This is a genomic window from Xanthomonas fragariae, from assembly GCF_900183975.1.
Classification (GTDB): Bacteria; Pseudomonadota; Gammaproteobacteria; order Xanthomonadales; family Xanthomonadaceae; genus Xanthomonas; species Xanthomonas fragariae.
Window position 1 is genome coordinate 3,389,251 of record NZ_LT853882.1, and the last position, 12,994, is coordinate 3,402,244.

General features: G+C 63.0%; 8 protein-coding genes and 2 pseudogenes. 6 read left to right on the forward strand and 4 right to left on the reverse strand.

Features of this window, described 5'->3' with window-relative positions:
* Positions 1–125: 125 nt before the first annotated feature.
* On the reverse strand, positions 126–1,724 hold the full coding sequence (locus PD885_RS15820; RefSeq protein WP_002812105.1) for a hypothetical protein: 1,599 nt from the start codon (positions 1,722–1,724) through the stop codon (positions 126–128).
* A gap of 319 nt (positions 1,725–2,043) precedes the next feature.
* On the opposite strand from PD885_RS15820, the gene PD885_RS15825 reads away from it, so the two are divergent.
* Entirely contained in the window at positions 2,044–3,252 is a 1,209-nt protein-coding gene (locus tag PD885_RS15825) for an aldose 1-epimerase family protein (protein WP_002812107.1), read from the forward strand.
* Positions 3,253–3,420: 168 nt separating this feature from the next.
* Here PD885_RS15825 and PD885_RS15830 read toward each other — a convergent pair whose 3' ends face one another.
* Entirely contained in the window at positions 3,421–3,888 is a 468-nt protein-coding gene (locus tag PD885_RS15830; protein ID WP_002812110.1) for a DUF3574 domain-containing protein, read from the reverse strand.
* A gap of 202 nt (positions 3,889–4,090) precedes the next feature.
* Here PD885_RS15830 and PD885_RS15835 point away from each other — a divergent pair, with 202 nt between their 5' ends.
* The 4 genes from PD885_RS15835 to otsA all read left to right on the forward strand — a co-directional run bounded on the left by PD885_RS15835 (position 4,091) and on the right by otsA (position 10,601).
* Complete coding sequence (locus tag PD885_RS15835; protein WP_002812118.1) at positions 4,091–6,526, forward strand: TonB-dependent receptor plug domain-containing protein; 2,436 nt, start codon at positions 4,091–4,093, stop codon at positions 6,524–6,526.
* A gap of 128 nt (positions 6,527–6,654) precedes the next feature.
* Positions 6,655–7,413, forward strand: a complete 759-nt coding sequence (gene otsB / locus PD885_RS15840; protein WP_002812125.1) for a trehalose-phosphatase — start codon at positions 6,655–6,657, stop codon at positions 7,411–7,413.
* Between the two features lie 45 nt (positions 7,414–7,458).
* Positions 7,459–9,237 carry a glycoside hydrolase family 15 protein gene (locus PD885_RS15845; RefSeq protein WP_002812127.1) on the forward strand — a complete coding sequence of 593 codons (1,779 nt, stop codon included), beginning with the start codon at positions 7,459–7,461 and terminating at the stop codon, positions 9,235–9,237.
* Entirely contained in the window at positions 9,234–10,601 is a 1,368-nt protein-coding gene (gene otsA, locus PD885_RS15850; protein WP_002812130.1) for an alpha,alpha-trehalose-phosphate synthase (UDP-forming), read from the forward strand. Before PD885_RS15845 ends, otsA begins: the two co-directional genes overlap by 4 nt.
* 241 nt (positions 10,602–10,842) lie before the next feature.
* Here the strand turns inward: otsA and PD885_RS15855 are convergent.
* Positions 10,843–11,040, reverse strand: a pseudogene (locus PD885_RS15855) (IS5/IS1182 family transposase); the annotation flags it as partial.
* Between the two features lie 41 nt (positions 11,041–11,081).
* On the opposite strand from PD885_RS15855, the gene PD885_RS15860 reads away from it, so the two are divergent.
* Positions 11,082–11,880, forward strand: a protein-coding gene (locus PD885_RS15860; RefSeq protein ID WP_088056986.1) for an IS5 family transposase whose coding sequence is annotated in 2 segments (ribosomal slippage) — positions 11,082–11,353 and positions 11,352–11,880 — 801 coding nt in all. Because the reading frame shifts where the segments join, the coding sequence is not laid out codon by codon here.
* A 6-nt stretch (positions 11,881–11,886) separates the two neighbouring features.
* Here PD885_RS15860 and PD885_RS15865 read toward each other — a convergent pair.
* Positions 11,887–12,990 (reverse strand): annotated as a pseudogene (locus tag PD885_RS15865) (IS5 family transposase); the annotation flags it as partial.
* Positions 12,991–12,994 lie beyond the last annotated feature (4 nt).

Sequence of the window (12,994 nt, forward strand, 5' to 3'; positions counted from 1 at the left end):
TCGTGTCATCGCATCCGATCTGAAGCTCGGCGGCACTGCAAAGTAGCTGCGCACCAAAGCCTGCGCATCCACGCTGATGAATGCGGCAACCGCTGGCGCATAGCGCGCAGCGTTGGCATGCTCGATCACGCCATGCTCGTTGCATCCTTACGTGCAGGCAGCAACGAGAGCAGCAGTAAAGTCAGCGCCAGCGCGACATAGGCGCCCACAAACTGCCAGCTGATCAGCCGCGCCAATCCTTGCAGCGACCACGGCAGATAGATGCCGCCGCGCGGGTCCACCGAGTGGATGAGGCCGAACAGCGTCAAGCCGGCCGCCACCAACAGGAACACCGCACCGCGCCGCAACCGGCCGTCGATCATCGCCGCCACCGTGGCGATCCATAGCATCGCGGTGATGATGAAACCGTTGCCCAGCGCGAAGATCACCGCCAGCTCCGGCAAGCCATGGCCATCGAGCTTGGTAGTCAGTGCGATCAGCCGATCCGGCGCGATCCAGCCCGGCGCCTTGATGGTCAGCAAGTAAGCCACCGACGGCAGAAATCCCAGCACCATCGCGCCAGCGTGATGTTTTGGCGTGGCCTGAAACGCCTGCGTGGTGATGTCGATCGACACGTACACGATGATCGGCGCCAGCACCGCCAACGGCAGCCACTGCACCATCCCGCTGATCACACCCAGCATGCCGCCGATGCCGACGAACACGCCGGTCAGCAACGTATAGCCGGAGCGCGCGCCCATCTGCTTGTACGCAGGCTGGCCAATGTACGGCGTGGTTTGCGCCACGCCACCGCACACGCCGGCCACCAGCGTGGCGAAAGCTTCCACCAACAGAATGTCGCGGGTGCGGTAATCATCGCCGGCCGCGCGTGCGCTCTCGCTGACGTTGATGCCACCGACCACCATCAACAGGCCGAACGGCAGCAGCAACGGCAAATACGTCACCGTTGCCGGCAAGCCATCGATAAAGCCCAGGTTCGGCAGCGGCAGCACGATCTGCGGCGGCGTCCATTCCGGTACGGCAAAACCCGGCGCGCCCAGGCCCGCCAACCCCAACCCGTAGTACAACGCGGTGCCGATCACGAACGCCACCAGCACGCCAGGCAACTTGGTCGGCAGCCGGCCTTTGGCCAGCAGCACGTAAAGCAGCAGGCCCAAGGTGACCAAGCCGGCCACCGGCGAGCGCAACGTTTCCAGCAGCGGCAGCAAGCCCATCAGCACCAGCGCGATGCCGGCGATCGAGCCGAGTAAAGCCGCACGCGGCAGCGCGCAGGTGACCGCTTCGCCGACGAACGACAGCACCAGTTTGAGCAGGCCCATCACCACCAGCGAGGCCATGCCGAGTTTCCATGCGGCGATCGCGGCGGCCTGCGGGTCCAACCCGTGCGCCTTGAAGCCGGCAAACGCCGGGCCGAGCACCAGCAGCGCCATGCCGATGCTGGTGGGCGCATCCAGGCCCAGCGGCATTGCGGTGACGTCGTCGCGCCCGGTACGGGCAGCCAGCCGGCGTGCCATCAAGGTATAGAGCAGATTGCCCACCAGCACGCCGAACGCGGTGCCGGGGAACATACGCCCGAACACTATCTCGGCCGGGAACTGGAACATTCCGACCAGCGCCATCGCGATGAAGCCGAGGATGGAAAGATTGTCGACGACCAGGCCAAAGAAGCCATTGAGGTCGCCGGCGACGAACCAGCGGGGCGAAGCGGTAGAAGCGGCAGACATGGGCAAGCGACTGCATGGGGTCGGGCGATGGTACCCGGAAGCGCGCTCGCGCAGCGCAGCCTCGGCAATCCAACGCAGGCGATCTTTTTTTTGCACGAGCTGGTGTAGCGGCGCGGTCCTGCCGGGCAGCAACACTGCGACATGAAGAACCATCCACCTGCGCATTGAAACGAAAAAGGCATTCCAACCGCTGCAGACGAAAAAAGCGCTCGCCTAGCGTAGCGACGCACAACCTGAGCAGCCGGAGCCGGGCGAACGGCTACTCTGACCATCGAGTGCGTTTAAACACACACGGCCGCCCCTCAAAACGGAGACCCCCATGATTCCTGTTCGCTCGCTCGTTGGTTGCATCGTTGTCGTCGTCGCCCTGCCAGCCCATGCCGTGGACTACACACTCATCGCGCCGGACAAACCCATCCAGGACTGGAGCATCGGCAACGATCAGCTTGGTTTCCACGATGGCCCACCCTTCAAAGTCAGCTTGCGCGGCCTCAATGGCGGCCGCCAGGAAGGCAGCGCACTGATCGAGATCGATACCGGAGCCATGCAATTAACCGTGGTGCCCACCCGCGGCATGAACGTTCTGCGCGCTCAGGCCGGTGCGTTGCGCCTCGGCTGGGACTCGCCGGTCAGCGAGGTGGTCAATCCCGCTTTCGTCAATCTGGAAAGCCGCGGTGGCCTGGGCTGGCTGGAGGGTTTCAACGAATTGGTGGCGCGTTGCGGATTCGAATGGGTCGGCCACCCTGGCGAAGATCGGGGAGAACTCCTGACCCTGCATGGGCGCGCGTCCTATTTGCCCGCACGCACTGTCGTGCTCAGCATCGACGACCAGCCACCGCACCGAATCAGCCTGAAAGGCGTACTGAGCGAGCAAGCTTTCAAGAAAGTCGATTTTCAGATCGATGCCGAACTGATCACCGAGCCTGGCACGACCGCTTTCACGCTGCATGACCGGCTTACCAATCGAAGCGACCAGCCTGCCGAATATCAGGTTCTCTACCACAGCAACTTCGGCGCGCCATTACTCGGAGAGGGGGCCCGCTTTGCAATGCCGGCGCGTGAAGTTTCTCCATTCAATGCGCGAGCGCAGCAGGAACTCGCCAATTGGCAAACGTTCCGCGGCCCGACAGCCGGGTATGGCGAGACGGTGTACAACATTTATCCCCTCGGTGATGACAGCGGGCAGAGCCTGGCGGTTCTGCATGACAAGAGCGCCCAGCGAGGCGTCGCACTGGCCTTCAACGTCAAGCAGTTGCCGGTATTCTCCCTGTGGAAGAATACCGACAGCCAAACCACCGGCTATGTCGCGGGTCTGGAGCCGGGCACCAGCTTCTCGTATAACCGCAGTTTGCAACGCGATCTCGGCCTGGTCCCCACGATTGAAGCCCGCGGGACGCGCGATTTCGTTCTTCACTATCGGCTGCTTCCTAGTGCAGCAGCCGTGCGAACAGCACTGCAAGACATCACGACATTGCAAAACGGTCATCCAGCCAAGGTACGGCAGACACCGCTGGCACAGGAGCGCTAGCGCACGCGCCTGACTGGCAGTGGCGAGGCGATTGCGCAATGCCACTGAACAGTGCGATTGGAGGTGTCGATGGCGCTACGGCGCCATCGACACAGACGCCGCTGCATTTGCTTGGCGAAGACGAAAAAGCAGCGATTGCCTGACGGTGGACCGCATGACGGGCCTTGCTCAGAACGACACGTCTACCGCCTGCCGCGACCACAACACCGACTGCTGACCGGTCGCCTGCTTCCAGGCCAGACGGATCGCCTCGATATCGTTGCGCCGCTGCGGGGTGTCTTCATGCAGGATCACCAGCACCTTGGTGCCGAGCCGGTTCGGCTCCTTGGCGCCGCGAAACAGCCACTGGCCGTAGGCATCGAAGACGCTTAACCCGTCCGGGAAGCGCGGGGTGACTTCCTTGTCCAGAAAGGCACGCCATTGGGTTTCGTCGATGGTACGGGTCTGCGGGCGATCGGCCGGGCCGGTTTCCTCGCCCACGCCAAAATACAGCTCGCTGCGCACCCAGCCATGCGCCGCGGCCGGCCGTGCCGCATCGCCTTGCAGGCTGGCGGTGGCCGGCGTGCCGCCGGACGTGGTAGCGCAGGCGGACAAAGCCAACGTGGCGGCAATCAGGCAGGACGGCAACACCTTCATCGACTTCTCCATAACCGGTCTGTGGCGGGCGTATGCAGGCCCGGCATCAGCTGATGCCGGGGTGCACAATGTGCCATCTCGCGCTTGCCTGAACGACGCGATAATCTCTTCCTATTCGGGTGATGTGGACACTTGGACCCTTTAGCGTCCCGGCCCGGCCGGATGCCCACCGCGCGGCGCGTTTGCAATTGCAGGAGAGAGCATGACCCGCCCCACCCTCACGGCTATCGGAATGGCCATCGCCACCGTGTTGAGCGCCAACGCGCAGGCACAGCAGGCAGCCCCAGGCGCCACCACGCTGGACACCGTGATCGTCACCGGCACCCGTGCCAGCGACCGCACGTTGCTGGAATCGACCGTGCCGGTGGACGTGCTCACCGCCGAGGACATCCGCAAGGCCGGCGTGGTCAACGGCGAACTCGGCAGCGCGCTGCAGGCGCTGTTGCCGTCGTTCAATATCCCGCGCCAGTCCAACTCCGGCGGCGCCGACCACATCCGCGCCGCACAGTTGCGCGGACTCTCGCCCGATCAAGTGCTGGTGCTGGTCAACGGCAAGCGCCGGCATACCTCCGCGCTGGTCAATACCGACAGCAAGATCGGCAAAGGCACCACGCCGGTGGATTTCAATTCCATCCCGATCAACGCGATCAAGCGCATCGAAGTGCTGCGCGACGGCGCGGGTGCGCAGTACGGCTCGGATGCGATCGCAGGCGTCATCAACGTGATCCTGGACGACAACCCCGCACGCGGCGAGCTGGATGCCAGCTTCGGCGCCTACAACACCGATGTGGAGCCGATCAACCGCCGCGTCACCGATGGCCAGACCAGCTATGCCAGCGCCAAGGTCGGCACCCTGCTCGGCGATGACGGGAGCTTCTTCAAAGTGGGCCTGGAACTGAAGAGTCGCGAGGCGACCAACCGCGCCGGCCTCGATCGGATTCCGCCGTTCGAAGAGCAGACCCTGGCCAATCTGGCGCTGGCCGGCCAGCGCAATTACGTGCTCGGCGATGGCGCCACCAAGGGTCTGAATGCTTGGCTCAACACCAAGATTGCCTTCAGCGACAGCGGCGAGTTCTACGCGTTCGGCGCCTACAACCAGCGCGACACCGAAGGCGCCAACTACTTCCGTTACCCGGATGGCAGCGCCAACTGGCGCGAGATTTACCCCAACGGCTATCGCCCCATTTCAGAAGGCGAAAATCGCGATCTGCAGGTCGTGGCCGGTGCACGCGGGCAGTTGGGCAACTGGGAGTACGACGCCAGCGTCAATGATGGCCGCAACGACTTCACCTACCGGCTGCGCAATTCGCTCAACGCCTCGCTCGGCCCGGGCAGCACCACGCGCTTCAAGACCGGCGATTTTGCGTTTGCGCAGACCATGGGCAATCTGGATCTGACCCGCGTGTTCGCCGCAGCCGGCGCCACCCATACCTTCGGCACCGGCGCCGAATTCCGCCGTGAGCACTACCGCACCCATGCCGGCGACCCGGCCAGCGCCGCCGCCGGCCCCTTCACCGATCGCCCGACCGGTTCGCAGGCCGGCGGCGGCCTCACCCCGCAGGACGAAGCCGACCTGTCGCGCAATGTCGCCAGCGCCTACGCCAACGTCTCCAGCCAGTTCGGCGCCAAGTTCTCCACCGACCTGGCCGGTCGCTACGAGCATTACCAAGACTTCGGCAGCCAGTGGGCTGGCAAGCTGGCCGCGCGCTACGCCTTCGCACAGGCGTTCGCGCTGCGTGGTGCCGTCTCCAGCAACGTGCGTGCGCCCTCGCTCAGCCAGATCGGCTATGAAGCCACCTCCACCGGCTACGATGCGGCCGGTCGCCTCACCCAGGGCCGCCTACTGTCGGTCAACAACCCGATCGCGCGCGCGCTCGGCGCCACCGATCTGAAGCCGGAAACATCGCTCAACTACAGCCTGGGCTTCACCAGCCAGCTAGGCGATCACTTCGACCTGTCGCTGGACATCTTCCAGATCGATATCGACGACCGCATTGCGCTGTCTGAAGACATCACCGGCGACAGCCTCACCGACTTCGTCCAGCAGAACTTCGGCGTTACCGGCGTGCAGAGCGCCAGCTATTTCCTCAACGCTGCCGACACCCGCACCCACGGCGCCGAACTGGTCGCCAACTGGCGCCAATACGTCTTCGGCGGCGACCTGCTGCTGACCGGAACCTACAGCTACGCCAAGACCGAGTTAACGAACGTCATCGCCACCCCGGCGCAATTGCTCGCACTGGACCCGAAGTACGTGCTGTTCGGCGTCGAAGAGAGCAACACGCTCACCGATGCCACGCCGCGCGCGCGTGCGGCGTTGGCGGCCAACTGGAACAACGCACACTGGACGCTGCAGACCCGCCTCAACCGCTACGGCAGCTCCACGCGCGTGTTCGACTTCGGCGGCGGTTTCGTGCCGCGCCAGACCTACGGCGCGCAATGGCAGCTCGACCTGGAAGCCGAGTACCACCTGGGCAACCAATGGACGCTGGCGATTGGCGGGCAGAATATCCTGGACAACTATTCTGACCGCTCCATCGACGACATCGCCTACTTCGGCAACCTGCCCTATGACGTGCTCTCGCCGATCGGCAGCAACGGTGCGTACTGGTACGGGCGAGTGCGGTACGCGTTCTGAAGCCGGGATGGAGAGTCGCGAGTCGGGATTGGAAAGAGCGGGCTTTTCTGGCCAATCCCCACTCCAAGCTCCCCATTCCCTGCCGTTCCATAACCTGAATCTCACACTCAATTGCGCACACTGGCGCGATGGCAGACGTGCACTCCCCCCTTCCGTCGCCGCCATTGCTGGACGATGCCTGTGCATTGTTTCTGGACGTGGACGGCACTCTTATCGAATTCGCCGACAGCCCCGAGGCAGTGCGGCTATTGCCCGAGGTCCGCGAGGCCATCGGGCACTTGAGCGATCGCCTCAATGGCGCAGTCGCATTGGTCAGCGGACGACCGCTATCGCAACTGGACGCATTGTTCGCCCCCCTGCTGCTCCCAGCCGCAGGCTTGCATGGGCACGAACTGCGCAGCGATATCGCTGCACGTGCCGCGATGCCGCAAGACACCTCCGAGCGGCTGCATGGCTTGCATCAACGCGCCGCAGCGCTCGCGCACAAATACCCTGGCGTGCTGGTCGAAGACAAAGGCGTCAGCGTCGCACTGCATTGGCGCGCAAAACCGCACGCCGGCCCCGACGTCCTCGCCTTCGCGCAGCAGGAGATCGCTCAGCTCTCCGGCTATCGCCTGCAACCTGGCGATCACGTAGTCGAATTCGTCCCGGAAGGCAGCAACAAAGGTCTGGCGGTCGAACAACTGATGCAGCACGGCGCATTCGCCGGCCGCACGCCGGTGTTCGTCGGCGACGATCTCACCGACGAATTCGGCTTCGAAGCGGCAAATCGTCTCGGCGGTTGGAGTGTGCTGGTCGGCAATCGCGCACAGACCAGCGCACATTTCCGCGTCGATGGCACGGCGGATGTGCATGCATGGTTACAGCAAAACGAGCGCAGCCTTTGATCGCAGCGCGCTTCCTTTCGTCCTACACAGGATCGTCCGCACTCCATGACCAAGCCAAACCTGGATCTGGGCGTTATAGGCAACTGCAGCTTCGGCGCATTGGTCGATCGGCAGGCAAATGTGGTGTGGAGTTGCCTGCCGGCCTTTGACGGCGACCCGGCGTTCTGCTCGTTGCTTTCGCCCAAGGGCGAAGGTGGCGACTTCGCCGTGGAGCTGGAAGATTTCGTCGACAGCGAGCAACACTACCTACCCAATACCGCAGTGCTTCGCACCGTCTTGCGCGATCACCACGGTGGCGAAGTGGAAGTCATCGACTTCGCACCGCGCTGGCGCAATAACGGCCGTTTCTATCGGCCGGTGAGCATCATCCGGCAGATTCGCCCGCTGGCTGGCAACCCGCGCATCGTGGTGCGGGCACGCCCGCTGGCCGATTGGGGTGGCCGTACCCCCGATACCACCTGGGGCAGCAATCACATCCGTTGGGTGTTGCCGGAATTCACTCTGCGCCTGACCACCGATGTACCGGTGCGGTTCGTGCGTGACGGTTTGCCGTTCGTACTCAGCCACCCGGTGAATCTGGTGTTGGGCGTCGATGAATCACTGACTCGCTCGCTCAGCGGCTATGTGCAGGAAGCGCAGGAACGCACCGAAGAATATTGGCGCGAATGGGTGCGTTATCTGTCGATCCCCTTGGACTGGCAGGACGCTGTGATCCGCAGTGCGATCACGCTCAAGTTGTGCCAGTACGAAGACAGCGGCGCGATCATTGCCGCAATGACCACTTCGATTCCGGAAGCGCCCAATACGCCGCGCAATTGGGATTACCGTTATTGCTGGTTGCGCGATGCAGCGTTCGTGGTGCGTGCGCTCAACCGGCTCGGCGCCACGCGTACGATGGAGCAGTTCATCGGCTACATCTTCAATATCGCCACCAGCGACGGCACCCTACAGCCGCTGTACGGTATCGGTTTCGAATCGCAGCTGGAAGAGCACGAAGTCGACACGATGGAGGGCTATCGCGGTATGGGCCCGGTGCGGCGTGGCAACCTGGCCTGGATCCAGCAGCAGCACGACGTCTACGGCAGCGTGGTGCTTGCCTCCACGCAACTGTTCTTCGATCTGCGTTTGAAGGATCCGGGCGATGCGGACACCTTCCGCCGCCTGGAGCCATTGGGCGAGCGCGCTTACGCGCTGCACAACGTGCCCGATGCCGGCCTGTGGGAATTCCGCGGCCGCGCCGAAGTGCATACCTATACCGCCGCGATGTGCTGGGCGGCCTGCGATCGCCTGTCCAAGATCGCCGACCGGCTTGTCCTGCCCGAGCGCAGTGTGTATTGGCGCGAACGCGCCGACAGCATTCGCGAGCGCGTGTTGTCTGAAGCCTGGAGCGAAGAACACGGCCACTTCACCGATACGCTCGGTGGCCACCGCCTGGATGCATCGCTGCTGTTGCTGGCCGATATCGGCATCGTCGCCAACGACGACAGCCGCTTCATGCGCACCGTGGAGGCGGTCGGTTGCGTGCTCAAGCATGGCGATGCGCTGTATCGCTACATCGCGCCGGATGACTTCGGTGAGCCGGAAACCAGCTTCACCATCTGCACGTTCTGGTACATCGACGCGCTGGCCGCGATCGGTCGCAAGGACGAGGCGCGTGAATTGTTCGAGCGCATTCTCTTGCGCCGCAATCACCTCGGCTTGCTATCCGAGGATCTATCGTTTGAAGACGGCGAAGCCTGGGGGAATTTCCCTCAGACCTATTCGCATGTGGGGTTGATCATTGCAGCGATGCGCTTGTCGCGGAGCTGGCAGGAGGCGTCATGAGTCGTTTGGTGGTGGTATCCAATCGCGTTGCAGTGCCCGGCGAGAACCGTGCCGGCGGTCTGGCGGTTGGCTTGTTGGCAGCGCTCAAAGAGCGCGGCGGTATGTGGTTCGGCTGGAGTGGCAAGACCGTACGCGGCGATAGCGGCGGCATGCACGAGCAGACCGAAGGCGACATTAAGTTCGTCACCATGGACCTCAACAAGCGCGACATGGATTCGTACTACAACGGCTTCGCCAATCGTACGCTGTGGCCGCTGCTGCACTTCCGTCTGGATCTGGTCGATTACGACCGCGCCACCCGCGAAGGCTATATGCGCGTCAACCGGCTGTTCGCCGAGAAACTGGCGCCATTGCTCAAAGATAGCGACACGCTGTGGATCCACGATTACCACATGATTCCGCTGGGCACGATGCTGCGCGAGCTGGGTGTGGGCTGCAAGATGGGCTTCTTCCTGCACGTACCGATGCCCTCGGCCGACTTGATGCAGGCCATGCCCGATCATGCGCGCTTGTTCAGCACCTTCTACGCCTACGATCTGGTCGGCTTCCAGACCCAGCGCGATGCCGAGCGTTTCAAGGCGTATGTGCGTCTGTTCGGCGGTGGCCGCATTCTGGAAGGCGATCTCGTCGAAGGCCCGGGCGGGCGTCGTTTCAGCGCTGCGGCCTTTCCGATCGGCATCGATACCGATCTGATCGCCAATCAGGCAAAGGCATCGGTCGGCAAGCAGGCGGTGCGCGATCTACGCGAAAGTCTGCGTGGCCGGCAATTGGCGATCGGCGTGGACCGTCTGGATTATTCCAAAGGATTGCCGGAGCGCTTTCAGGGTTTCGAGCGCTATCTGGAGCGTTACCCGGATCAATCCGGCAGCCTGACCTATCTGCAGATCGCACCGGTGTCGCGCGGCGACGTCAACGAATATCGCCAACTACGCGGGCAGCTGGAGCAGATCGCCGGCCACATCAACGGTGGGCACGCCGAGCCGGATTGGACACCGCTGCGCTACGTCAATCAGAACTTCAGCCACGCTACATTGACCGGTTTTTATCGTGCGGCCGCAGTTGGCCTGGTGACGCCATTACGCGATGGCATGAATCTGGTCGCCAAGGAGTTCGTGGCCGCGCAGGATCCTGCAAATCCGGGCGTGCTGGTGCTCTCGCTGTTGGCAGGTGCGGCGGATGAAATGAAAGAGGCATTGCTGGTCAATCCGCACGACCTGGACGGCGTGGCCGATGCGATCGCCACAGCAGCGAGCATGCCGCTGGCGACGCGCATCGAGCGCTGGCGGGCGATGATGGATCACCTGCGCAAGAACAACATCAATCATTGGCGCCAGCGCTATCTGCAAGCGCTTGCAGATATATGAGTTGATGTCGACGGGTTGTTTGACGCAATCCAGCGCGATGAAGTCACACCGCGCACTAAGACATGCCCTTCTCCTACCGGGACAGTGGCTCATTCACGGGGCGAAGCTGGCGCGTCGCACCGGATGAGGGTACCGCTGCACGTGGTGGTGAGAAGTCTTCATCGTCTGCGCTCCGACACAAGCAGCAATTTCGCTCGTCCGTTCGGATTTTGGATATTTCGTCGTCCCTGAAAAATCCCCTTCAAGCGCCAAGTGCCGTCGGTGACAGCGGCACGGCACTCAAGGATGACCATCCCATCGCCCGCATCCAGGCACGCAAAAACGCGATCCAGCGCAGCAGCCAGCGCAGGTTGTAGCCGGCCGCGCAGCCGAGCACGTGCAGCGCATCGCCTTGGGCACCTTTCAGCCTACAGCGACGCAACCGGCAGTCGTCTTTCAGAACCTGTTCACGATCTTTCCTGATTGGTGCAGACTCTGCGGATGCGCCAAAAAACCTATCCGAGCGACATGAGCCGGGAGCGTTTCGAACACATCCTCCCGATCCTGGAACAAGCGCGCAAGCGCACCAAGCCACGCCGAGTGGATATGTATGAGGTGTGGTGCGCAGTGTTGTACGTGCTGCGAACCGGTTGCCAATGGCGAGCGCTACCCAGCGACTTTCCGAAGTGGCGGACCGTGCACTCGTACTTTGCCAAGTGGGGCGAGTGCGACGATGAAGGAGTGAGCCTGCTGGAGCGGGCGCTCAAAAAATCAGGTTGGCGTGGCCCGCCAGAAACAGGAGCGCAACATCTTCAGCAGGTTCTTGATCGTGGACGCGCAGAGCGTCAAGAACACGGACACAGCCGGGCAAAAGGGATATGACGCGGGCAAAAAGGTGTCGGGCATCAAGCGGCATATCGCTGTTGATACCCAGGGGTTGCCCCATGCCATCGCGGTGACGACGGCGGAGGTGACCGACCGCAAAGGTGCGCTGCAGGCGCTGGAGCGCTGTCAGTCAAACTTGACGCATGTACAAAGCCTGCTGTGCGACAGTGGTTACACCGGAGTACCGTTTGCCGAAGGCGTACGAGAGATTCTAGGCGAGCAGCTCACGGTGCAGATTGCCAAGCGCAGCGAACTGCACACCTTCAAGGTCATGCCCAAGCGCTGGATCGTCGAGCGCAGTTTTGCCTGGCTGGAGAAAAACCGAAGGCTGTGGAAGAACTGCGAGCGCAAACTCAACACCAGCTTGCAGTTCATCCATCTGGCCTTCTTGGCGCTTCTACTCAAAAGATCGTGAACAGGCTCTCAGATGTCCGATCACCGGCTCCACCGCCTGCCGTCGCTTGATCCAGCGCCATTGCCGTCGCGTCAGCGTCTTGGCCTTGCCGCGATGCAGGACCTGCACGCCATCGACCTCGCGCCCGCGATCGCCCAGGTCCACGATCGCCACCGTCGGTTCTACGCTCACATCCTGCAGCAACCCGCGTGTCTGCTCCAGCTGCTCGGCCAAGGTATCGCCGTCGTACGGGTTGCCCGGGAAGCTGCGCGCACCCAAGACTAATCCCTTGCAGGCGGTGACCGCAATGCCGACCTTGACGCCGAATTCGTACGCTTGACGCGCCTTGCCCTTGCCGATGCATTCCACTTCTGGGGCATGCAATGCGTAGAGTTTTTGTTTGTCCTTCGGACGCTGCGTGTACAGCCGTTGCGCACGTTCCAGCCAGACAGCGATGCGCTCGCGCACGCCGGTGTTTACCTGATCGAGTTTGCGTTGGATGTCGCGCACGAGCCGTCCCAGCACTGTGCGTTGACGTCGCAGGACGCGCCGCATCCGCTTGAACTGGCGCGCATGCGCATACCGACCTGCCTTGCGGCTCAGGGCCGGGCCTTGCCGCGCGTAGCTCTGCCGCAATCCGATGCCGTGCCGCTTGGCCAGTAACACCAGCTTCTTGCGTGCCACCTCCAGCAAACGGCTGTCGGTCGGATAGGCGATCGCCTTTTCCTGCGCCGTGGTGTCCACGATCACCCGCGACAACTCGCGTGCGTCTACCGCCTGCATCGCATGCGCGGCGTTGATGGTGTGCGCCAGCAGCTCTTCCATCCCGGCCTCACCCAGGCGCTACCGCCAGCGCGTCAGCGAGCTGGCATCGCACGGCAAACGCGTCTGGAACACGACCTCACCGGTGAAGAACTGCCAGTACGGATTCTCCAGCCAGCGCTCGCACACCGCTTCATCGGACAGGTCGTAGGCGTGTTTGAGGTAGAGCAAACCGGCAATCAGTCGCACCGGCAATGCCGGCCGACCGCCACCGGCCTGGGTGGCCGGCAAGCGCGATGAAAGTGCTTGCTCCAACGCCGTCCACGGCATCCGTTGGCTCAGCCGCGCCAGCGGATGACGCAGATCGATCTGG

Excerpts from the sequence above, each read along its gene's own strand:
- PD885_RS15830 (WP_002812110.1), bottom strand. The coding sequence starts at position 3,888 with ATGAAGGTGTTGCCGTCCTGCCTGATTGCCGCCACGTTGGCTTTGTCC.
- otsA (WP_002812130.1), top strand. The coding sequence starts at position 9,234 with ATGAGTCGTTTGGTGGTGGTATCCAATCGCGTTGCAGTGCCCGGCGAG.
- PD885_RS15820 (WP_002812105.1), bottom strand. The coding sequence starts at position 1,724 with ATGTCTGCCGCTTCTACCGCTTCGCCCCGCTGGTTCGTCGCCGGCGAC.
- PD885_RS15835 (WP_002812118.1), top strand. The coding sequence starts at position 4,091 with ATGACCCGCCCCACCCTCACGGCTATCGGAATGGCCATCGCCACCGTG.
- PD885_RS15845 (WP_002812127.1), top strand. The coding sequence starts at position 7,459 with ATGACCAAGCCAAACCTGGATCTGGGCGTTATAGGCAACTGCAGCTTC.
- otsB (WP_002812125.1), top strand. The coding sequence starts at position 6,655 with ATGGCAGACGTGCACTCCCCCCTTCCGTCGCCGCCATTGCTGGACGAT.
- PD885_RS15825 (WP_002812107.1), top strand. The coding sequence starts at position 2,044 with ATGATTCCTGTTCGCTCGCTCGTTGGTTGCATCGTTGTCGTCGTCGCC.